The following is a 20,979-nucleotide window of genomic DNA, read 5'->3' on the forward strand; positions in this document are numbered from 1 at the left end:
GAAATGCTTTTAGTTTTTCAAATGGGCATCCCAGCCGGAGGAGGTAATGATCTGCTGATCCGGTGTGCACCACATAGCTTCCACGCCGTCCAGACTTTCCACGATCTTCAGCCCGTCCTCCAGCGGCTGGCAGAACAGGCCGGTGGTCAGGCAGTCGGCCAGACCGGAGTCGCTGCACAGCACGGTCACGCCATTGAAGTAGGTGGAAGGGAACAGGGTGTCCGGGTCGATCAGGTGGTGATAGCGCTGGCCGTCCACCACAAAGTAGCGCTGGTAGTCGCCGCTGGTCACAAGGGCCATATCGCTCATGTTGATGGCACCGCTCAGCATGGAACTGGCGGTGTACAGGTCGGAAGCGTTCCACGGGTTTTCTACACCGCCGGTCCACTGGCTGCCGTCCGGCTTTGTGCCGATGGCACGCAGATTGCCGCCCACGCTCACCAGAGCGCTGGTCAGGCCGCGGGCCTCGGCTGCCTGACATACCATTTCCACGGCATAGCCCTTGCCCACGCTGCCCACGTCCAGCCGCATGTCCGGGTCGGCCAGATAGACGGTCTTGGCGTCCTCGTCGATGATGACATTGTTGATGTCGCAGTGCTGGGCGGCAGCTTCCAGCTCGTCCATACCGGGCAGCTTGTTGTCCGCATCGGTCTCGGTGGCCTCGGCCGCTTCGCGGTAGTTGTGCCAGATGTTCAGCACGCTGCCCATGGCGATGTTCAGCTTGCCGTTGGTGGTGGCGTACATCTGGTCGGCCAGCTCCAGCATGGAAAGGATGCGGTCATCCACCTCCACGGGGGCCTTGCCGGCGTTGTCGTTGATGGTCTTCACGTTGGTCACACCGGGGTAATCGTTGTAGATGTCGTACAACTGATTGTAGGTGACAAGGTCTGCGTGCAGAGCGTCCATCTGGGTCTTGAACACCTCTTCGCTCTCACAGTAGGCGATCACCTGCGTTACGGTGTCGAACACATCGTAAAAAACGGTGGAGTAGCGGGTCAGCTCCTTCTTTTTGGGGGCACAAGCGGCCAGCAGGCTCAGGCAGAGCGCACCGGCCAGCAGCATGCTGACCAAACGGTTTGCGCGGGTCTTCATAGGGTCTGGTTCTCCTTTGCGGCGGTAACGGCGGCGTGCTCCTCCTGCAGATGGGCCAGCAGGTCACCGAACACCCAGCTGCGGTTGGAGGGAGTGACCACGGCCTTGAGCGGGATGTTCACCTGTGCCTGCTTCATCAGGTCCAGCAGGGTGTCCACATCCTTATCCTTGAAGTTTGCCAGCACCAGTGCCGGGGGATAGGCACCCGGTTCCAGCACCAGCGTGCGGGCGGTTCTGGTCTCCACCTCGCCCAGCAGCTGGGCGACGGTCTTGCCGGCATCCGCAGGGGACACGGGCAGCAGCTTCATGCCAAAGGCGGGGGCCATGCCCTCCAGCTTGCCGCGGTCAGCATTGGAGAGATTCCAGCCCAGCGCCAGCGGCACACCGGCGTTCTGGTTGCGTGCGATATGTGCTTTCATAATGATACCTCTTTTTAAAGGGTGATTTCAAAATACACTATAGTATACCACAAACCAGAGCAAACGAAAAGCCCGGGCCTTTCTCTGATCGGAAACAGGCCCGGACTTTTTTGTTCAGTCAAACGGTAAAAGGAAAAATCATTTCCGGCTGGTAAGCCGGTTCAGCAGCATCACGGACAGAACGATGATGCCGATGACGAGGATGATGCCGACCATTCCGATGAGCATCATCGGCAGGGTGACCATCCACGAAGAAAGATGAAGCATAAGTACACCTCCGTTAAGTCATCAGGGTCAGGATGAGACCGCCTGCAATGACGGATGCGATCTGCCCCGAAACATTGACGCTGATGGAATACATCAGCAGGAAATTCTGGCTGTCCTCTTCCAGACCCATCTTGTTGACGACACGGCCGCTCATGGGGAAGGCCGAGATGCCGGCGGCACCGATCATCGGGTTCAGCTTTTTGCCTTCGGGCAGGAACAGATTCAGCAGCTTTGCAAACAGCACGCCGCCTGCGGTATCAAAGACGAAGGCCACCAGACCCAGTGCAAGGATCAGCAGCGTGTCGGGCCGGACGAACTTGTCTGCGGTCATCTGCCCGGCAACGGTCAGGCCCAGCACGATGGTGATCAGGTTTGCCAGCACATTCTGTGCGGTCTCGCTGAGCACGTTCAGCACACCGCACTCCCGCAGCAGGTTGCCGAACATCAAAAAGCCCACCAGCGCCACACTGGCAGGGGCGACCATGCCCGCAATGATGGTCACGACGATGGGAAACAGGATCTTGGTCAGCTGGGAAACGCTGCCTTTTTCATAAGGCATCCGGATGAGGCGCTCCTTTTTGGTGGTCAGCAGCCGGATAACGGGCGGCTGCACGATGGGCACCAGGGCCATGTAGCTGTAGGCTGCCACCATGATGGCACCGAGATACTGGGAGTTGAGGGTGTTTGCCACAAAGATGGCAGTGGGGCCGTCCGCTGCACCGATGACAGCAATGGAGGCGGCATCCTTCAGGTCAAAGAAGAAGCCCGCCAGAAACAGGGTAAAAAAGATACCGAACTGTGCCGCCGCACCAAAGAGCATCAGCCACGGCTTTTCCAGCAGCGGGCCAAAATCGATCATGGCACCAATGCCGATGAAGAGCAGCAGCGGGAACAGCTCGTTGGACATGCCCGCATCAAACAGAGCGGAAATTGGGCCTACCGTATCGCCCTGCGTGATGGCACCCGACAGGGGCAGATTGACCAGAATGGCACCAAAGCCCATGGGTAAAAGCAGGCTCGGCTCCATTTTTTTGGCGATGGCAAGGTAAATGAGCAGCGCGCCGATGGCCCACATCACCACCATCTGCCATGTCAGGTTTCCAAAGTTGGAAAACAGACTTGCGAATGTGTTCAGAAAGTTCATGCTTTTTCTTTGCCTCCTTGTGCTCCGGTACAGCGGCAAGAAAAAAGAGACCTCTGCCACAGTACCTTGTCTGTGACAAAAGTCTCAAGCGAACACATGACATCGGGCATTTTGCCGTGATGACGCTGCCATGCAGCCGTTTTCCGGATCACAAAACGGAAAACGACCCTTTACTCCCTTTTATCGAATGCATTAAAACAGAAAACAGAGGAAAAGTCAAGGCAAAAGCGGAAATCTTTCCTGCATCTTATCCGGGCCGCTGAGCACCACCATCCATGATCAGGTGGCTGTTGTGGTCCATTATGGCCTTGCCATGGCCGTGCGGATCGACCTGTTCCAGCTTTAAAAAGTCCATGATCTGCTCCGGCAGCAAAAAAGGTGCCCTGTATGCTTTGCTTTTTGCTGCATTTTCTGCAAAAAACGGGACAAGCCGAAGCGGTTTGTGCTATACTGTGAACAGGCTGCGCCCCTTGCGTGCAGCTGAAAAGTCGAAAACCCAGCCTGTTTTTGCAGCCACAGCCGAGTTTTGCGTAAAAAAGCCTTGGTGCCTGTGACTGCGGAATACTCGCCATTTTCTTTGTTTTCAGATACACCCTGAGCAGACCGCAAACGGATAGAAGGAGCATTTCCATGATCACCATCTCAGAACGCAGAGAGCAGGAATCTGCTAAAAATTTTGTCCTGCGGGTGCTGATCGATAACATCGTCAACACCCGTCTGGAACCCGGAGAAAAACTCAACGAGCCGGAGCTGTGCGAGCAGCTGGGGGTCAGCCGCACCCCCTTCCGGGAAGCAGAGCTGGAGCTGGCGCAGCGGCGGCTGATCGAGATCCGGCCCAAAATCGGCACCTATGTCTCCCTCATCGACGCCGGGCTGGTGGAAGAGGTCCGGCATCTCCGGGCGGTGCTGGAAACAGAGCTGGCGGGGATGGCCTGCGAAATGCTGACCAAACAGGAGCTCGACCGTCTGTGGGAGAATGTGGCGCTGTGGCAGATGTACATTCAGCGGGCGCAGGAGGAAAAGATCTTTGCACTGGATAAGGAGTTCCACAAGATGCTGTATGAGCTGTGCGGCTGCCCTTACTGGTATGAGCTGGTGGAAAATCTGGCCCCTCATTTCGACCGCACCACGATGCTCAGCTTCCGCTGCCGTCCGGCAGAAGCAATTTTGGATGACCACACCAGCCTGCTGAAGGCCATCGAGGCAAAGGATACCGCCGCTGCCCGCACCATTGCCGCCCGGCATATGCAGCGGTATACCGAAAATCTGGCCACCATCCGGAAGTCCTTCCCCCAATATTTCAAGTGAATGCTGCCGGGGGCACCCCCGGAAAAGAATAAAACGGCCCCGGAAAGCGCTTTCAGATGCTTTCCGGGGCTGCTGGTTTTATTGCCGCTCTTCTTTTGCACGCAGGCGGCGGCAGGCGTCCTCCTTCACAAGCTCGAGGATCACCGCAGTCAGGGGGATGAAGAAGATGATGCCGATGATGCCAAAGAGCTTGCCGCCGATCATGGCGGCAACAAGGGTGTAAAGGGGAGAAAGCCCCACGGACTTGCCCACCACGCGGGGATAGATGAACTGGTTTTCAATGAACTGCACGGCAAGATAAACGATGAGGCAGCGCACCGCCAGCACAGGGTCCACCAAAAGCACAAGGAACACGCTGACCACGCAGGAGATCAGCGCGCCGACGTAGGGGATGATGGCGCAGATGGCGGTCAGCATTCCCACAAGACTGCCGTAGGGGATCCGGAAAACGGAAAACGCAAGGGTCATGAGGACGCCGAGGATCACCGCCTCGCTGCATTGTCCGGTAAGAAAGTTTGCGAAAGACTGGCGGAACGCCCTGCAGAACTTCAGCAGCCCGGCGGCGTGGTTCGGCTTCAGATAGGCGCACACCAGCGTGCGGGCGTGTCGGCAGAGACTTTCCGAGCCAAGGGACATATAGATGGAGATGATCAGGGCAAAGGAGGCTGTCACCGCAATGTTCACCGTGGCAGATACGGCGCTTACCGCATTGATCAGCACGGTATCAATGCCGGCAGTGATCTTGTGCAGCAGCTGCTCCCAGTTGATGCCTTCCAGCCAACTCATCAGCCAGCCCGTGTCGGCATTCTGCGCACTCAGATAGGCGGTCCAGCGGGGAATGTTTGCCTCGATCTGCAGATAGAGACTGTGGAAGGACTGCACAAGCTCCGGGATCAGCAGAGTGAGAGCCAGCACCAGCACCAGCACAACGCCCAGCAGCGTGATGGAAAAGCTGATAAGGTGGATGGCTTTATCCGACGGCTGCTTTCTGGCCTTGCGGAACAGACGTTTCAGCCGCTTTTCCAGCCCACTCATGGGCACGTTGATAAAAAGTGCCAGAATGCCGCCTGCCAGAATGGGCAGGATCAGATCCACGAGCTCTGCCGCAAAGGCCAGCACGGTGGAAAGCCGCAGCAGTGCAACAAAAAGCGTTACGCCCACAACAGTTACGAGCAGATATTGTTTGGTTTTTGGTTCCATGACGAAGTTCCTTTCCCGGAGCCGACGGCTGAAATTTGCAAAGAGACGGTCTGCGGACTCTTTTCCGTATTGTAACCAGAAGAAAAGGGCTTGTCAAGACGCCGGGAAAGGGGAAGGCTTTAGCTCCGGCTCAGGCTGCAAAAGCGGATTTCCGTGCAGGCATCCCTACCACCCTTGTTTCCATCCCGCAGAACCATTATAATAGGGGCAAAAGACAAAGCCGAAAAGGGGATATTTCATGGGAGAAGCAGAAGTCAGCCGCTTTCTCTGCATTCTGATCAAAATGGGAGAAGCACTGCAGAACAGCGGGGCCGAGGTTTTCCGCGTAGAAGACACCTTGAACCGCATCGCAGCCGCATACGGCGCGCAGGAGGTCAATGTGTTCGTCATCACATCCAGCATCGTTGTCACCCTGACAATGCCGCAGCTCCCGCCGCAGACCCAGACACGCCGTCTGCGCCATGCGTCCGGGAACGATCTGCTCATGCTGGAAGAGCTCAATGCACTCAGCCGCCGGATCTGCGCGGCACCGCCCTCTGTGGAGGAATTTCAAAGGCAGCTGGACGCCATCCTTGCCAAGCGTGCAGACCCCCGGTTCCGGCTGGCGGGCAGCGTGCTGGCCGCTTCCAGCTTTGCCGTGTTCTTTGGGGGCAGCCTGTGGGACGGCCTGCTGGCCGGCGTCATTGCAGTGCTGGTCTTCTGGATGGAGCGCTGCCTTGCACCGTTCTGCATGAACGGCGTGGAATTTCAGTTCATCGCCTCATTTTGCTGCGGCATTTCCACCCTGCTGTTCTGCCGCATCGGGCCGCAGCTCCACGCAGACAAGATCCTCATTGGCATCATCATGCTGCTGATCCCCGGCATCATGCTGACAAATTCCATCCGGGATATCCTGCTTGGCGATATCATTTCCGGCTCTCTGCGGCTGGTGGAGGCCATTCTGATGGCCGCAGTCCTTGCACTGGGCATGATGGCGGCCATCTGGCTGATGGGAGGGATCGCATGATGCAGGTCTTATCGCAGCTGCTCAGCGCAGCTTTGGGCTCTGTCGGCTTCGGGCTGATCTTCAACCTGAACCGGCGCTACCTGCCTGCCGCCGCTGTGGGCGGGTTTCTGGCGTGGCTGGCCTACCTGCTGGCCGATCATGCGCTGAGCAGCGTCTTTCTTGCAAATCTGCTGGCCGGTTTTTGTGCCGCCCTCTATGCCGAGATCCTTGCCCGGTGCTGCAATGCGCCTTCCACGCCGTTTTTCATCACGTCGGCCATTCCCCTCATCCCCGGCAGCACGCTTTACTACTGCATGAATGCGGTGGTCTCCAGCGATCTGCGGGCGGCAGAGCACTTTGGGGAGCAGACTTTTCTGGCCGCCCTCGGCATTGCAAGCGGCATGGCGATCGCGTGGTGTCTGGCAGATCTGAGCCGGAAGCTCCATCTGCTTCTGGTCCGGGCCCGCAAGTGATTTGTACGGTCCGCTCTGTAAAATCACATGGATTTTACAGGGAGATGATTGCAACGGTACGGAGATCCGGTTACACATTATAAATATTTTTATCGAAAAATGGATGCCTCCCGCTCAATGCAGGGAAGCATCCATTTTGGATCTGTATTCAGAAAATCGTGGCCCGTCTGCCGACCGGCTTTCAGCGTGTCAGTTCATCTTCTTGCCGAAGAACTCCACCTCTTTGCTCACGAACTGCATCAGCTCGTCGAACTGATCCGGGGTCAGGCTCTGAGCGCCGTCGCACTTGGCCTTGGCGGGGTTGTTGTGCACCTCGATCATCAGGCCGTCGGCACCGGCGGCGACGGCTGCCTTTGCCAGCTCCGGCACCATCCATGCGTGACCGCAGGCGTGGCTGGGGTCCACGACAACGGGCAGGTGGGTCATCTTGTGCAGCATCACCACACCGGCAAGGTCGAGGGTGTTGCGCATGCTGGTCTCAAAGGTGCGGATGCCGCGCTCGCAGAGGATGACGTTCTCGTTGCCCTCGGCCATGATGTACTCGGCGCTCATCACGAACTCTTCCAGCGTGTTGGCAAGGCCGCGCTTGAGCAGCACCGGCTTCTTCTGACGGCCGACGGCCTTGAGCAGCTCAAAGTTCTGCATGTTGCGGGCACCCACCTGAATGAGGTCCACGTTCTCGAACAGCGGCAGGTGCTCGGTGTTCATGATCTCGGTGACGATGGGGGAGCCGGTGGCACGGCGTGCCAGTTTGAGCAGGTCCAGACCCTCGCTGCGCATCCCCTGGAAGGAGTACGGAGAGGTGCGGGGCTTGAACGCGCCGCCGCGCAGCAGGGAAGCACCGGCGGCTTTGACCCGCTGTGCGCAGTAGGTGATCTGCTCCTCGCTCTCGATGCTGCAGGGGCCTGCAATGACCGCAAAGTTTCCGCCGCCGATCTTGACGCCGTCCACATCGATGACGCTGTCATCCGGATGGAACTTGCGGTTGGCCTTTTTGTAGGGCTCCGTCACCCGGCGGCAGGTCTCCACTACCGGGTTTGCCAGCACCCAGCTTTCGGCCACGGCCTTGGTGTCGCCGATCAGGCCCAGAATGTGGCTCTCGCTGCCCTTGGAGTCGTTGATCTGCAGGCCCATATCCTGCAGTTCGTGGCAGAACTCGCGTACCTGTACTTCGGGTGCATCCTGTTTCAATACGATGATCATGGTTTTTGTCTCCTTTGCCTTATCGTGTGAACGGCGAGGGAGACCGGCTCCTTTGCCGCAGCTTGCATTGCCAAACTTCAGTGCTCTGAAGTGTGTGACGCTATGATATCACTTCAGGAAACTGAAGTCAAGAGAAATTTTGAAATTTTATGGAGAAAGTGGTAGAATAAAAAAGAACCCTCTCAGTCATTGCTGCGCAATGACACTTGCCGGGTTGCGGCTCCCAGCAATCACTTCGTGCAAAAATGCACTCGTGCTTTGCTGGCTGCTGCCCCAACAACAACTCCCTGTATCCGCCACTGGCGGCGGTCGTTGTTGTTGCTCCCGAAGGGCGAGCTTTTTACTGCTTTCCATGGGGCATTGCTTCACGGTGAAAGAGGATCAGCCAGTTACCGCGCATAAGCTCCCCCTTTTCGGGGGAGCTGGACGCGAAGCGGCCTGAGAGGGTTCAATACAAGCAAAGGGGATTCAAATATGGGAAAAGAAGCAAAAACCAATGCCATGCGCATTCTGGAACGTGAAAAGGTACCCTACACCGCCCACGAGTACGCCCACGAAGAGGGCGTGGCTGTGGACGGCGTGACCGTGGCAGCCAGCATGGGCGAGGATCCGGCATGCGTGTACAAAACGCTGGTAACGCAGGGAGCCAGCAAAAACTATTTCGTCTTCGTCATTCCGGTGGCAGCGGAGCTGGATCTGAAGGCCGCCGCCCGCAGTGTGGGCGAAAAGAGCGTGGCGATGATCCATGTGGCCGATATCAACAAGGTCACCGGCTATGTGCGCGGCGGCTGCAGCCCGGTGGGCATGAAAAAACAGTACAAGACCGTGTTTGACGAGAGAGTGCTGACACAGCAAAAGGTATATGTCTCCGGCGGCCGCATCGGCACACAGGTGTGCTGTGCCCCGGCAGACCTTATCCGCGCAGCGCGGGCAGCAACTGCAAAGATCATTTTCTGAGAGGACGAGGACGCTTAAAAGTCGGTCTTTTTCCTCAAAAAGCCGGAGCGCTTCTTTACCTAAAATATACCTAAACTATAAGTCATACTTAGAAAGAAAAACAATGTCGAAACTGCACAAAACTTTTGAAAGTTTTTTGGCGGCATGAAAACACAAGGTAGAATTTATGGAAACGCCCTTTTCAAAGCGTTTCTTTTGCCGTAAACTGTATGTAGTACAGGGACGGATGGCCCGCAGAAAGGGCTTTTGCCGTCCCTGAAAAAACGCAGGCACAAAGAGTTGCGGAGGAAAACTTCAATGATGAAGATGCTGGCCGGTCTCATGAGTCAGAACAACATTCATGCAAGTCAGGGGCATCGTGCAGCTTTGTGCGGCGTGTGGGAAAAGCGTATGCAGAAATAAAGGCGGTGGTACGGGGGTACCACAGCCTTTTTTGTTTGTCGGGATCAAGAAAGAGAGGTTTGGATATGGTTCGTAAAGTGGCTGTGATCATGGGTTCGGACAGTGACTGGCCGGTGGTGAAGGGAGCCTGCGCTCAGCTCAAGGCGCTGGAGATCCCGTTTGAGGCCCACATCCTTTCGGCGCACCGCACCCCTGCCGAGGCGGCAGAGTTTGCAAAGAACGCACGCGCTGAGGGCTTTGGCGTGATCCTGTGCGCGGCAGGCATGGCGGCCCATCTGGCCGGTGCCTTTGCGGCCAACACCACCCTGCCGGTGATCGGCATTCCCATGAAGGGTGGTGCCATGGATGGTCTGGATGCACTGCTTGCCACGGTCCAGATGCCCAGCGGCATTCCGGTGGCAACGGTGGCTTTGAACGGTGCCAAGAACGCCGCATGGCTGGCAGCGGAAATTCTGGCTTTGAGCGATGACGCTCTGGCTGAAAAGCTGGCCGCAGAGCGCACCGCCATGGCTGCACAGATTGCCGCCAAAGAGGAAAAGCTGCAGAACGAACTGAACGAGCTGTAAGACGCGGACCCTCTCCGTCACGCCTGCGGCGTGCCACCTCTCCCGAAGGGCGAGGTCTTACGCCATCTGACGGGAAAGCGGTATAAAAGCTCCCCCCTCGGGGGAGCTGGCATTGCGGAGCAATGACTGAGAGGGTTTCAGAGCGAAAAAGGAGAACCAATGTCTGATTTTTCATATCCACTGCACGAAGAATGCGGTGTTTTCGGCATCTATGACCGTGCCGGTACCGAGGATGTGGCCGCTGCCGCCTACTCGGCCCTGTATGCTCTGCAGCACCGTGGTCAGGAGAGCTGCGGCATCGCTGTGAACGATGACGGTGTCATTGTCGGCCACCGCGACCTCGGCCTTGTGAACGAGGTGTTCACCCCGGCAGTGCTGGCAAGTCTGGCAAACCCCAGTGCGCACATGGCCACCGGTCATGTGCGCTACGCTACGGCAGGCAGCCGTGTGCGGGCCAATGCACAGCCCATGATCGTCCGGCACGGCCGCGGCACCATGGCCCTGTGCCACAACGGCAACCTGACCAATGCCATTGAACTGCGCCGCCAGCTGGAAAACGAGGGTGCCATCTTCCACGGCTCCTCGGACACCGAGGTCATCTGCTACCTCGTCACCCGCAACCGCCTGCGCATGGGCAGCATCGAGACCGCCATCAGCAAGACGATGGATGTGCTGGAGGGTGCTTACAGTCTGGTGATCATGTCGGCCACCAAGCTCATTGCAGTGCGTGATCCCCGCGGCTACCGGCCCCTGTGCATCGGTACTCTGCCCGGCGGCGGCTACGTGTTTGCCAGCGAGAGCTGTGCACTGGACGCTGCCGGTGCCACCCTGCTGCGGGACGTGGAGCCCGGCGAGATCGTGGTGGCAGACGCAAAAACCGGTGAGCTGCGCAGCATCAAGGATCACTGCGGACACCCGGACACCCAGATGTGCGTGTTCGAGTTCATCTATTTCTCCCGCCCGGACAGCATCATCGAGGGCAGCTCGGTGCACGAGGCCCGCAAGCAGGCAGGCCGGTTCCTTGCACAGGAACACCCCGTGGAAGCGGACGTGGTCATCGGCGTGCCGGATTCCGGTCTGGATGCAGCGCTCGGCTACTCGCAGGAGAGCGGCATCCCCTATGGCATCGGCTTTATCAAGAACAAATACATCGGCCGCACCTTCATTCAGGGCAGCCAGAAGCAGCGCGAGAACAGCGTGCGCATCAAGCTGAACGTCGTTTCCAGCACGGTCAAGGGCAAGCGGGTGGTGCTGGTGGATGACTCCATCGTGCGCGGCACCACCTCTGCCCGCATCATCAAGCTGCTGCGGGACGCCGGTGCCGCCGAGGTGCACTTTATGGTGTCGGCCCCGCCGTTCAAGTACCCCTGCTACTTCGGCACCGATATCCCGGACCAGAAGCTGCTGGTGGCCACAGGCCGCACCGTGGAGCAGATCAATGAGGTCATCGGGGCCGATACACTGGGCTATCTGTCCACCGAGCATGTGGTACAGCTGGCCAAAAACGCAAAATGCGGATTCTGCACCGCCTGCTTTACCGGCGAATACGCCGTAAGGCCGGACGAGGTGCTTTCCACCGATATTCACGAACGCCACCTGAACGACCGTCCCAAGGACGAGAAAAAATTAGGAGAGTAAGACCATGGAAAAGAGCTATTCTGAAAGCTACGCAGCCGCCGGTGTGGACATCACCGCAGGCTACCGCTCCGTTGAACTGATGAAGCAGTATGTGGCCCGTACCATGAACGAGCATTGCATCGGAGGCTTGGGCGGCTTTGGTGGTCTGTTCGAGCTGGACTGCACCGGTTATAAGCACCCGGTGCTGATCTCCGGCACCGATGGCGTGGGCACCAAGCTGAAGATCGCCATGATCATGGACAGGCACGATACCATCGGCATCGACTGCGTGGCCATGTGCGTCAACGATGTGATCTGCGCCGGTGCAAAGCCGCTGGTGTTCCTGGATTACATCGCCTGCGGCCGCAACATTCCCGAGAAGATCGCCGAGATCGTCAAGGGCGTTGCCGAGGGCTGCGTGCAGGCCGACTGCTCTCTGGTGGGCGGCGAGACTGCCGAGCACCCGGGCATGATGCCGGAGGAGGAGTACGATCTGGCCGGCTTCACCGTGGGCGTTGTGGATAAGGAAAAGATCCTGAGCAACGAGACCATGGCAGCCGGTGATGTGATCATCGCACTGCCTTCCACCGGAGTGCATTCCAACGGTTTCTCGCTGGTGCGCAAGATCTTTGACATTGACGCAAATCCCGATGTGCTGCACACCAAGCCGGAAGAGCTGGGCGGCAAGACCCTCGGCGAGGCCCTGCTGGCCCCCACCAAGATCTACGTAAAGCCTGTGCTCAAGGTGCTGGAAGAGGTGGATGTGAAGGGCATTTCCCACATCACCGGCGGCGGCTTCTATGAGAACATCCCCCGCAGCCTGAAAAAGGGCTGCTGCGCACGCATCAACAAGGCGGATGTCCGTACCCCGGCGCTGTTCCAGCTGATGCAGAAGACCGGCAACATCTCCGAGCATGACATGTTCAACACCTTCAACATGGGCGTGGGCATGGTGCTTACCGTCCCCGCAGAGCAGGCCGACAAGGCACTGGAGATCCTGCACGCAAACGGCGAGCCGGAAGCTTACCGTCTGGGCGTCATTGCAGAAGGTGAGGGCGTGGAGCTGTGCTGAACATTGCAGTTTTAGTCTCCGGCGGCGGCACCAACCTGCAGGCTCTGCTGGACAGCGAAGCCCGGGGCGAGAACCCCAACGGCAGGATCACCCTCGTGGTGGCCTCCAAGCCCGGTGTCTATGCGCTGGAACGGGCCGCAAAGGCCGGTGTGGAAGGCTGCGTGGTGCGCCGCAAGGATTACGAAAACAGTGAGGATTTCGACGCAGCTCTGCTGAAAACGTTGAAAGACCACAACATCGATCTGGTGGTGCTGGCAGGCTTTCTGTCCGTGCTGGGGCCCAGTGTCATTGAAGCGTATCCCCGCCGCATCCTGAATGTGCACCCGGCACTCATCCCGTCTTTCTGCGGGCCTGGCATGTACGGCCTGCGTCCGCATGAGGCGGCTCTGGCCCGGGGCTGCAAGGTGACCGGTGCCACCGTCCACTTCGTGAACGAAGAGTGCGACGGCGGGCCCATCCTGCTGCAGAAGGCCGTGGACATCCTGCCCGGCGACACCCCCGAGGTGCTGCAGAAGCGTGTGATGGAGCAGGCCGAATGGAAGCTGCTGCCCAAGGCGGTGGCTATGATCTGTAACGGTGAAGTGGAGTAAAAGAACCCTTTCCGTCACGCCTGCGGCGTGCCACCTCCCCCGAAGGTGGAGGTTTTACGCATTTGATGGCAACGCAAAAAGCTCCCCCCTCGGGGGAGCTGGCGAGCGAATGCGAGCCTGAGAGGGTTAAAATAGGAGAACAACAATGGAAAAGATCAACCTGAACGAGTATCTGGCATCCAACGAGTACCCCGGCCGCGGCATTGCTGTGGCAATGGCTCCGGATGGCCGACAGATGTTCATTGGCTACTTTATCATGGGCCGCAGCGAGAACAGCCGCAACCGCGTGTTTGACCCCGTGCCCGAGCGCGGCGGCATCTGCACCATCGCAGCGGACCCCGCAAAGCTGGAGGACCCCAGCCTGATCATTTACAATCCGGTGCTGACGCTGGGCAAGACCCATATCGTGACCAACGGCGACCAGACCGACACCATCTATGACCTGATGAGTCAGGGCAAGAGCTTTGCCGATGCCCTGCGCACCCGCACCTTTGAGCCGGACGGCCCCAACTATACCCCCCGCATCTCCGCTGTGGTGTATGCCGACGGCAGCTACCAGATGAGCATTCTTAAGTCTGCGGATGGCAATGGCGACAGCGTGCAGCGCTATTTCTTTGATTACCCCCAGCCTGTTGCAGGCGAAGGCCATTTCATCAGCACCTACAAGCACAACGGCAACCCCATCCCCAGCTTTGAGGGTGAGCCGCTGCGCTTTGCCTGCCCCCGCACCATCGGCGATTTTGCCCACGATCTGTGGAGCAGCCTGAATCTGGACAACAAGGTGAGCCTGTTTGCCCGGGTCATCGATCTGGAAACCGGCGAGAGCGGCGATATGATCTTTAATAAATATGACCCGGTGTGCAGCGATCTGGACGACCCCGAGGAGCCGGAGCTGCTGCCCGAGGAGCTGGAACTGCTCAAAAAGCTTGACGCTGAGGAAGAATAAGAGTAAACCTTTAGGATATAAGGAGGATGCACCAATGAACGAACTGGCACTGAAGTACGGCTGCAACCCCAACCAGAAGCCCAGCCGCATTTATATGGAAGATGGTTCTGACCTGCCGGTGACCGTGCTGAACGGCAAGCCCGGCTACATCAATTTTCTGGATGCCCTCAACTCCATCCAGCTGGTCAAGGAGCTGAAAGCTGCCTGCGGTCTGCCCGCAGCAGCTTCCTTCAAGCACGTTTCCCCGGCGGGCGCGGCTCTGGGCCTGCCGCTCACCGATGTGGAGCGCAAAATGTACCACATTGCCCCGGATATGGAGCTGTCTCCGCTGGCAAATGCCTACGCCCGTGCACGCGGTGCCGACCGCATGTCCTCCTTTGGCGACTGGATCGCCCTGTCCGACATCTGCGATGTGCCCACCGCAAAGCTGATCCAGCACGAGGTGTCCGATGGCATCATTGCCCCGGGCTACGAGCCGGAGGCACTGGCCATCCTGTCCGGCAAGAAGAAGGGCAACTACAACGTGGTTGCCATCGACCCCGCCTACAAGCCCGCTCCCATCGAGCATAAGCAGGTGTACGGCATCACCTTTGAGCAGGGCCGCAACGAGCTGGTCATCAACGCCGACACCATGCTGAACAACTGGGTCACCGAGAACAAGGACGTGACCGAGGAACAGAAGCGTGATTTGGTCATTGCCCTCATCACCCTGAAGTACACCCAGTCCAACAGCGTGTGCTACACCTATCATGGTCAGACCATCGGTGTGGGCGCAGGCCAGCAGAGCCGCATCCACTGCACCCGTCTGGCAGGCCAGAAGGCCGACAACTGGCAGCTGCGCCACATGGACAAGGTACTCAACCTGCCCTTCCGCGATGATGTGGCAAAGCCCAACCGCGACAACGCCATTGATGTTTACATCGGCGATACGCCGGAGGATGTCATCGGTGATGACGTCTGGGCAGAGACCTTCACCGAGCAGCCCGCGCCCCTGACCGCAGAGGAAAAGAAGGCATATCTCAGCAAGGTGACCGGTGTGTGCCTTGGCTCGGATGCATTCTTCCCCTTCGGCGACAACATCGAGCGCGCCCGCCGCTCCGGCGTCACTGCCATCGTGCAGCCCGGCGGCTCCATCCGTGACCAGCAGGTCATCGACACCTGCAACAAGTACGGCATCGCAATGGCCTTCTGCGGCCTGCGGCTGTTCCATCACTAAGGGAAAAGAACGAACCCTCTCAGTCGCCTGATGGCGACAGCTCCCCCGAGGAGGGAGCTTTATGCGAGAAAACGGACAGAAATACGCATTTCGTTAAACGCAGTACCTGCCGTCAGCAGAAAAAAGCTCCCCCCTTCGGGGGAGCTGGCATTGCGCAGCAATGACTGAGAGGGACATTCAAAAACGGGAAGGTGAATGATATGGCTGAAAAAATTCTGGTAGTGGGCGGCGGCGGCCGCGAGCACGCCATCATCAAGGCACTGAAAAAGAGCCCTGACTGCGGCGAGATCTGGTGTGCACCCGGCAACGGCGGCATCAGCTATGACGCAAAGTGCAAAAACATCAAGTCTACCGATGTGGATACCATGGTGGGCTTTGCCGTAGAAGAAAAGTTCGATTACGTTGTGGTGGCGCAGGACGACCCTCTGGCCCTCGGCATGGTGGACGCGCTGGCTGCTGTGGGCATCCCGGCCTTTGGCCCGGACAAAGCTGCAGCCCGCATTGAGGCCTCCAAGGTGTTCTCCAAGGACCTGATGAAGAAGTACGGCATCCCCACCGCAAAGTACGAGGCTTTCGATGACCCTGCAAAGGTCATGGACTATATCCGCGCCGAGGGCAAGTACCCGGTGGTCATCAAGGCCGACGGTCTGGCACTGGGCAAGGGCGTGCTGATCTGCGAAAACGAGCAGCAGGCCGCCGAGGGCGTCAAGGAGATCATGCTGGACAAGAAGTTCGGCGCTTCCGGCAACCATGTGGTGGTGGAGGAGTTCCTCACCGGCCCCGAGGTCAGCGTGCTGAGCTTTACGGACGGCAAGGTGGTCAAGCCCATGGTGTCCAGCATGGACCACAAGCGCGCCAACGACCACGACACCGGCCTGAATACCGGCGGCATGGGCACCATTGCTCCCAACCCCTATTACACCCCGGAAGTGGCTGCCGAGTGCATGGAGAAAATTTTCCTGCCCACCATCAAGGCCATGAACGCCGAGGGCTGCCCCTTCAAGGGCTGCCTGTACTTCGGCCTGATGCTCACCCCGGACGGCCCCAAGGTCATCGAGTACAACTGCCGCTTTGGTGACCCGGAGACGCAGGTGGTGCTGCCCCTGCTGGAAGGCGACCTGCTGCACATCATGCAGGCCTGCACCAACGGCACGCTGGAAAACGAGGAGGTCAAGTTCTCGGACGGCGCTGCCGCCTGCGTCATTCTGGCTTCCGGCGGCTACCCGGTGGCTTACGAGAAGGGTAAGCCCATCACCGGCCTTGTGGACGGTCAGCTGCCCGGCGAAGAGAATGTGACGGTCTACCACTCCGGCACTGCCATCACCGAGGATGGCACCCTTGTCACGGCCGGTGGCCGTGTGCTGGGTGTCACCGCCACCGGCCCGCGCCTGACCAATGCGTTGAGCCATGCCTATGAGGCAGCAGAGAAGATCAGCTTTGAAAAGCTGCACAAGCGCAGCGATATCGGCCTGCGCGCATTGAAGGCACTGGCAGAGAAGCAGTAAGAAAGAAAACCCTCTCAGTCGCCTGGCGGCGACAGCTCCCCCGAAGGGGGATCTTTATGCGGGAAAATGGGCAAGCCGATGCTTTCCATCGAACGCGGTACTTTCCGCCAGCAGAAAAAGCTCCCCCTTTCGGGGGAGCTGGCACGGCGTAAGCCGTGACTGAGAGGGTCGGTTCAAAGAATACAAAGGGGGAACCTACCCAATGGTCTATCGTATTTATGTGGAAAAGAAGCCCGGCTTCGATGTGGAAGCCACCGGCCTGAAAAATGAGCTCACCAGCCTGCTGGGCATCAAGGAACTGTCCGGCCTGCGTCTGCTGAACCGTTACGACGTGGAAGGCATCGACGAAGAGCTGTTCAACCAGTGCGCAGACACCGTGTTCAGCGAGCCGCCGGTGGATAATACCTATGCCGAGCTGCCCGCCAGCGACGGCGTGTCCTTTGCGGTGGAATATCTGCCCGGCCAGTTCGACCAGCGCGCCGACTCTGCTGCCGAGTGCATCCAGCTCATCAGTCAGGGCGAGCGCCCGCTGGTGCGCTCTGCCCGCGTCTATCTGCTGGAGGGTGCCCTGACCGACGAGCAGGTGGCCGAGATCAAGAAATACGTCATCAACCCGGTGGAGGCCCGCGAGGCTTCGCTGGACACCAAGCAGACCCTGAAAATGGAGTACCCCGTGCCCGCCCCGGTCAAGGTGCTGGAGGGCTTCAACCAGCTGGACGAAGAGCAGCTGAAAAAGTTCATTGCGGACAACGGCCTTGCCATGGACCTTGGCGATATCGAGTTCTGCCAGAAGTATTTCCGCTCGGAGCACCGCGACCCCACCATCACCGAGATCAAGATGATCGACACCTACTGGTCCGATCACTGCCGCCACACCACCTTCGGCACCATTCTGGACGATGTGCAGATCGACGATGCCGTGGTGCAGAAGGCCTTTGACCGCTACATGGCCATGCGCGCCGATCTGGGCCGGGAGAACAAGCCCCGCTGCATGATGGATCTTGCCACCATCGGCGCCAAGGAGCTGAAGAAGCAGGGCATCCTGAAAAATCTGGACGAGTCCGACGAGATCAACGCCTGCACCGTCAAGATCAAGTGCGATGTGAACGGCAAGGACGAGGACTGGCTGTTCCTGTTCAAGAACGAGACCCACAACCACCCCACCGAGATCGAGCCCTTCGGCGGTGCGGCTACCTGCATCGGCGGTGCCATCCGTGACCCGCTGTCCGGCCGCAGCTACGTCTATCAGGCCATGCGCGTTACCGGCGCAGGCGACCCGCTCAAGCCGGTCAGTGAGACGTTGCCCGGTAAGCTGCCCCAGCGCAAGCTGGTGACCACGGCTGCCGCCGGTTATTCCTCCTACGGCAACCAGATCGGTCTTGCTACCGGTCAGGTGGATGAGATCTACCACCCCGGCTATGTGGCAAAGCGCATGGAGATCGGTGCCGTTGTAGGCGCTACCCCCGCTTCTCACGTCCGCCGCGAGTGCCCCGCCCCCGGCGATGTCATCGTTCTGCTGGGCGGCCGCACCGGCCGTGATGGTGTGGGCGGTGCTACCGGCTCCTCCAAGGCCCACAAGCTGGACAGCCTTGAGCACTGCGGTGCCGAGGTGCAGAAGGGCAATGCTCCCATCGAGCGCAAGCTGCAGCGCCTGTTCCGCCGCGAGGATGCCTGCAGGATGATCAAGCGCTGCAACGACTTTGGTGCAGGCGGTGTGTCCGTTGCCATCGGTGAGCTGGCCGACGGCCTGTACATCGACCTGAACAAGGTCACCAAGAAGTACGAGGGTCTGGACGGCACCGAGCTGGCCATCAGCGAGAGCCAGGAGCGCATGGCTGTGGCGCTGGCCCCCGAGGACGTGGACAAGTTCATTGCCCTCGCCAACGAAGAGAACCTTGAGGCCACTCCTGTGGCAAAGGTGACGGCTGAGCCCCGCCTGAACATGGTGTGGAACGGCATGTCCATTGTGAACATCAGCCGCGAGTTCCTGAACTCCAACGGTGCCGAGAAGCACCAGAAGGTCCATGTGGAAAAGGCCACGGTCTGGCAGCCCCAGTGGGAGGGCCTGACCTTCAGCCAGAAGATGAAGAACATGGTGGGCGATTTGAACATCTGCAGCAAGAAGGGCCTGTCTGAGCGGTTCGACTCCACCATTGGTGCCGCCACCGTGCTCATGCCCTTTGGCGGTGCCTATCAGCTGACCCCGCAGAACGCCATGGTGGCAAAGCTGCCGGTGGACGGCGAGACCAGCACCTGCTCCGGCATGGCATGGGGCTTCAACCCCTTCCTGATGAGCGCAGACCAGTACAAGGGCGCTCAGATGGCTGTCATCGAGAGCGTTACCAAGCTGGTGGCCTCCGGCTTCCGCTATGAGGATGCTTACCTCACCTTCCAGGAATATTTCGAGCGTCTGGGCACCGCCCCGGAGCGCTGGGGCAAGCCGCTGGCCGCTTTGCTGGGTGCACTGGATGCCCAGATGGGTCTGGGCATTGCATCCATCGGCGGCAAGGACAGCATGTCCGGCTCCTTTGAAAAGCTGGATGTGCCTCCCACGCTGGTCTCCTTCGCCACCGCCATCGGCAAGGCAAACAAGGTGGTGTCCACCGAATTCAAGAAGCCGGAGAGCACGGTGGTGCTGGTACGGCCCATCATCGACCCCGAGACCGGCTGCCCCAACTTCTTCTCCCTGAAGGCCAACTACAAGATGGTGGAGGACATGATCGAAGAGGGTATGGTGGCATCCGCCTGTTCTGTGGGCTACGGCGGCATTGCCGAGGCTCTGTTCAAGATGGGCCTTGGCAACCACATTGGCTTCAAGATGCGTGCGGATAAGACCACCCATGAGATGTTCCAGCCCATGTACGGCTCCATCGTTCTGGAAATGGTGTCCGATTCTCCCGCCGGTGAGATCCTGGGCGAGACCACCAAGGAATACGTCTTTGAAGCCTGCGGCGAAAAGCTGGATATGGCCCAGCTGCAGGAGATCTGGGAAGGCAAGCTGGAGCCGGTGTACCCCTACCGCAAGGCAGGCCCCACCGTGGAAAAGATCAACGGCAGCCTGACCGCACCCGCCGCACCCAAGATCGGCGTGGCAAAGCCCAAGGTCATCATTCCGGTGTTCCCGGGCACCAACTGCGAGTACGACACCGCCAAGGCCTTTGCCCGCGCCGGTGCCGACCCGGAGATCCTGGTCATCCGCAACCTGACCCCCGCCGACGTGGCCGAGAGCTGCAAGGCACTGGTCAAGGCCATCGATAACAGCCAGATCGTCATGCTGCCCGGCGGCTTCTCCGGCGGCGACGAGCCGGACGGCAGTGCAAAGTTCATTGCTTCCTTCTTCCGCAATCCGGAGGTCACCGAGGCGGTGCGCCGTCTGCTGCAGCAGCGCGACGGCCTGATGCTGGGCATCTGCAACGGCTTCCAGGCTCTCATCAAGCTGGGTCTGGTCCCCTACGGCGATATCCGCCCCATCACTCCCTATGACCCCACCCTGACCTTCAACACCATTGGCCGCCACCAGAGCATGCTGGTGCGCACCCGCATTGCATCCACCGGCAGCCCGTGGCTCTCCAAGTGCGAGGTGGGCGAACAGTTCACCGTTGCCATCAGCCATGGCGAGGGCCGTTTCGTGGCTCCGCAGGAAGTGCTGGACACCCTCATGAAGAACGGCCAGATCGCCACCCAGTATGTGGACATCGAGGGCGATCCCACCATGGATCAGAGCTATAACCCCAACGGTTCTGTGCTGGCAATCGAAGGCATCACCAGCCCGGATGGCCGTGTGTTCGGCAAGATGGGCCACTCGGAGCGCAGCGGCGAGTACCTGTACAAGAACGTTACCGGTGACAAATATCAGCCGATCTTTGAGGGCGGCGTGGACTATTTCAAGATTTGATGGTAGAATAGAGAAAAAACCCTCTCCGTCACGCCTGCGGCGTGCCACCTCCCCCGAAAAGGGGGGAGGTTTTCCGGTGCTGACCGGCAGAGCGCAAAAAGCTCCCCCCTCGGGGGAGCTGG

Annotated in this window: 19 protein-coding genes; 12 read left to right on the forward strand and 7 right to left on the reverse strand. The window is 59.1% G+C overall.

Features of this window, described 5'->3' with window-relative positions:
• Positions 1-9: 9 nt before the first annotated feature.
• From ACKXF9_RS06890 to ACKXF9_RS06910, 5 genes are all read right to left on the reverse strand, one after another.
• Positions 10-1,092, reverse strand: coding sequence for an FAD:protein FMN transferase (locus tag ACKXF9_RS06890; RefSeq protein WP_418265672.1), 1,083 nt, complete (start codon positions 1,090-1,092; stop codon positions 10-12).
• The gene (locus ACKXF9_RS06895) at positions 1,089-1,511 is read right to left on the reverse strand and encodes a DUF3783 domain-containing protein (protein ID WP_249238274.1); all 423 of its coding nucleotides are present in this window, start codon (positions 1,509-1,511) and stop codon (positions 1,089-1,091) included. The genes ACKXF9_RS06890 and ACKXF9_RS06895 overlap by 4 nt, the downstream gene beginning before the upstream one ends.
• Positions 1,512-1,649: 138 nt before the next feature.
• On the reverse strand, positions 1,650-1,778 hold the full coding sequence (locus ACKXF9_RS06900; protein ID WP_249238275.1) for an oxaloacetate decarboxylase: 129 nt from the start codon (positions 1,776-1,778) through the stop codon (positions 1,650-1,652).
• 13 nt (positions 1,779-1,791) lie between these two features.
• Positions 1,792-2,922, reverse strand: coding sequence for a sodium ion-translocating decarboxylase subunit beta (locus ACKXF9_RS06905; protein WP_418265673.1), 1,131 nt, complete (start codon positions 2,920-2,922; stop codon positions 1,792-1,794).
• A 247-nt stretch (positions 2,923-3,169) separates the two neighbouring features.
• On the reverse strand, positions 3,170-3,295 hold the full coding sequence (locus tag ACKXF9_RS06910) for a hypothetical protein (protein WP_418265674.1): 126 nt from the start codon (positions 3,293-3,295) through the stop codon (positions 3,170-3,172).
• 257 nt (positions 3,296-3,552) lie between these two features.
• Here ACKXF9_RS06910 and ACKXF9_RS06915 point away from each other — a divergent pair, with 257 nt between their 5' ends.
• Positions 3,553-4,230 carry a GntR family transcriptional regulator gene (locus ACKXF9_RS06915; protein WP_339396056.1) on the forward strand — a complete coding sequence of 226 codons (678 nt, stop codon included), beginning with the start codon at positions 3,553-3,555 and terminating at the stop codon, positions 4,228-4,230.
• 78 nt (positions 4,231-4,308) lie between these two features.
• On the opposite strand, the gene ACKXF9_RS06920 is transcribed toward ACKXF9_RS06915, so the two are convergent.
• Positions 4,309-5,430, reverse strand: a complete 1,122-nt coding sequence (locus ACKXF9_RS06920; protein ID WP_418265675.1) for an AI-2E family transporter — start codon at positions 5,428-5,430, stop codon at positions 4,309-4,311.
• A gap of 238 nt (positions 5,431-5,668) precedes the next feature.
• Here ACKXF9_RS06920 and ACKXF9_RS06925 point away from each other — a divergent pair, with 238 nt between their 5' ends.
• Both ACKXF9_RS06925 and ACKXF9_RS06930 read left to right on the forward strand, forming a co-directional pair.
• Entirely contained in the window at positions 5,669-6,436 is a 768-nt protein-coding gene (locus ACKXF9_RS06925; protein ID WP_418265676.1) for a threonine/serine exporter family protein, read from the forward strand.
• Complete coding sequence (locus ACKXF9_RS06930; protein ID WP_418265677.1) at positions 6,433-6,888, forward strand: threonine/serine exporter family protein; 456 nt, start codon at positions 6,433-6,435, stop codon at positions 6,886-6,888. Before ACKXF9_RS06925 ends, ACKXF9_RS06930 begins: the two co-directional genes overlap by 4 nt.
• A 189-nt stretch (positions 6,889-7,077) precedes the next feature.
• On the opposite strand, the gene aroF is transcribed toward ACKXF9_RS06930, so the two are convergent.
• Positions 7,078-8,091 (reverse strand): 3-deoxy-7-phosphoheptulonate synthase, encoded by a 1,014-nt coding sequence (gene aroF / locus ACKXF9_RS06935; RefSeq protein WP_249238282.1) that lies wholly within the window; start codon positions 8,089-8,091, stop codon positions 7,078-7,080.
• A 474-nt stretch (positions 8,092-8,565) separates the two neighbouring features.
• Here aroF and ybaK point away from each other — a divergent pair, with 474 nt between their 5' ends.
• The 9 genes from ybaK (at position 8,566) to ACKXF9_RS06980 (ending at position 20,857) form a co-directional block, all read left to right on the forward strand.
• Positions 8,566-9,048, forward strand: coding sequence for a Cys-tRNA(Pro) deacylase (gene ybaK, locus ACKXF9_RS06940; RefSeq protein ID WP_418265678.1), 483 nt, complete (start codon positions 8,566-8,568; stop codon positions 9,046-9,048).
• A gap of 467 nt (positions 9,049-9,515) precedes the next feature.
• Positions 9,516-10,016 (forward strand): 5-(carboxyamino)imidazole ribonucleotide mutase, encoded by a 501-nt coding sequence (gene purE, locus ACKXF9_RS06945; RefSeq protein ID WP_418265679.1) that lies wholly within the window; start codon positions 9,516-9,518, stop codon positions 10,014-10,016.
• A 159-nt stretch (positions 10,017-10,175) separates the two neighbouring features.
• Positions 10,176-11,654, forward strand: coding sequence for an amidophosphoribosyltransferase (gene purF, locus ACKXF9_RS06950; protein ID WP_418265680.1), 1,479 nt, complete (start codon positions 10,176-10,178; stop codon positions 11,652-11,654).
• 4 nt (positions 11,655-11,658) lie between these two features.
• A complete protein-coding gene (gene purM, locus ACKXF9_RS06955; protein ID WP_348583921.1) occupies positions 11,659-12,705 on the forward strand; it encodes a phosphoribosylformylglycinamidine cyclo-ligase in 1,047 nt (348 codons plus the stop codon).
• Positions 12,699-13,295, forward strand: coding sequence for a phosphoribosylglycinamide formyltransferase (gene purN, locus ACKXF9_RS06960; RefSeq protein WP_339396049.1), 597 nt, complete (start codon positions 12,699-12,701; stop codon positions 13,293-13,295). Before purM ends, purN begins: the two co-directional genes overlap by 7 nt.
• 145 nt (positions 13,296-13,440) lie before the next feature.
• Complete coding sequence (locus tag ACKXF9_RS06965; RefSeq protein ID WP_339396048.1) at positions 13,441-14,241, forward strand: IMP cyclohydrolase; 801 nt, start codon at positions 13,441-13,443, stop codon at positions 14,239-14,241.
• 34 nt (positions 14,242-14,275) lie between these two features.
• A complete protein-coding gene (locus tag ACKXF9_RS06970; protein WP_249238289.1) occupies positions 14,276-15,457 on the forward strand; it encodes a phosphoribosylaminoimidazolecarboxamide formyltransferase in 1,182 nt (393 codons plus the stop codon).
• Positions 15,458-15,657: 200 nt separating this feature from the next.
• The gene (purD, locus tag ACKXF9_RS06975) at positions 15,658-16,962 is read left to right on the forward strand and encodes a phosphoribosylamine--glycine ligase (RefSeq protein ID WP_339396047.1); all 1,305 of its coding nucleotides are present in this window, start codon (positions 15,658-15,660) and stop codon (positions 16,960-16,962) included.
• Between the two features lie 202 nt (positions 16,963-17,164).
• Positions 17,165-20,857 carry a phosphoribosylformylglycinamidine synthase gene (locus ACKXF9_RS06980; protein WP_418265681.1) on the forward strand — a complete coding sequence of 1,231 codons (3,693 nt, stop codon included), beginning with the start codon at positions 17,165-17,167 and terminating at the stop codon, positions 20,855-20,857.
• Positions 20,858-20,979 lie beyond the last annotated feature (122 nt).

Source organism: Faecalibacterium sp. 9, from assembly GCF_048320955.1.
In the GTDB taxonomy this organism is placed as follows: Bacteria; Bacillota; Clostridia; order Oscillospirales; family Ruminococcaceae; genus Faecalibacterium; species Faecalibacterium wellingii.

Coding starts and splice junctions, on each gene's coding strand:
- ACKXF9_RS06895 (WP_249238274.1), bottom strand. CDS start 1,511: ATGAAAGCACATATCGCACGCAACCAGAACGCCGGTGTGCCGCTGGCG.
- ACKXF9_RS06925 (WP_418265676.1), top strand. CDS start 5,669: ATGGGAGAAGCAGAAGTCAGCCGCTTTCTCTGCATTCTGATCAAAATG.
- ACKXF9_RS06905 (WP_418265673.1), bottom strand. CDS start 2,922: ATGAACTTTCTGAACACATTCGCAAGTCTGTTTTCCAACTTTGGAAAC.
- ACKXF9_RS06900 (WP_249238275.1), bottom strand. CDS start 1,778: ATGCTTCATCTTTCTTCGTGGATGGTCACCCTGCCGATGATGCTCATC.
- ACKXF9_RS06890 (WP_418265672.1), bottom strand. CDS start 1,092: ATGAAGACCCGCGCAAACCGTTTGGTCAGCATGCTGCTGGCCGGTGCG.
- ACKXF9_RS06915 (WP_339396056.1), top strand. CDS start 3,553: ATGATCACCATCTCAGAACGCAGAGAGCAGGAATCTGCTAAAAATTTT.
- ACKXF9_RS06980 (WP_418265681.1), top strand. CDS start 17,165: ATGGTCTATCGTATTTATGTGGAAAAGAAGCCCGGCTTCGATGTGGAA.
- purF (WP_418265680.1), top strand. CDS start 10,176: ATGTCTGATTTTTCATATCCACTGCACGAAGAATGCGGTGTTTTCGGC.
- purD (WP_339396047.1), top strand. CDS start 15,658: ATGGCTGAAAAAATTCTGGTAGTGGGCGGCGGCGGCCGCGAGCACGCC.
- aroF (WP_249238282.1), bottom strand. CDS start 8,091: ATGATCATCGTATTGAAACAGGATGCACCCGAAGTACAGGTACGCGAG.
- ACKXF9_RS06965 (WP_339396048.1), top strand. CDS start 13,441: ATGGAAAAGATCAACCTGAACGAGTATCTGGCATCCAACGAGTACCCC.
- ACKXF9_RS06970 (WP_249238289.1), top strand. CDS start 14,276: ATGAACGAACTGGCACTGAAGTACGGCTGCAACCCCAACCAGAAGCCC.
- purM (WP_348583921.1), top strand. CDS start 11,659: ATGGAAAAGAGCTATTCTGAAAGCTACGCAGCCGCCGGTGTGGACATC.
- ACKXF9_RS06930 (WP_418265677.1), top strand. CDS start 6,433: ATGATGCAGGTCTTATCGCAGCTGCTCAGCGCAGCTTTGGGCTCTGTC.
- purE (WP_418265679.1), top strand. CDS start 9,516: ATGGTTCGTAAAGTGGCTGTGATCATGGGTTCGGACAGTGACTGGCCG.
- ACKXF9_RS06920 (WP_418265675.1), bottom strand. CDS start 5,430: ATGGAACCAAAAACCAAACAATATCTGCTCGTAACTGTTGTGGGCGTA.
- ybaK (WP_418265678.1), top strand. CDS start 8,566: ATGGGAAAAGAAGCAAAAACCAATGCCATGCGCATTCTGGAACGTGAA.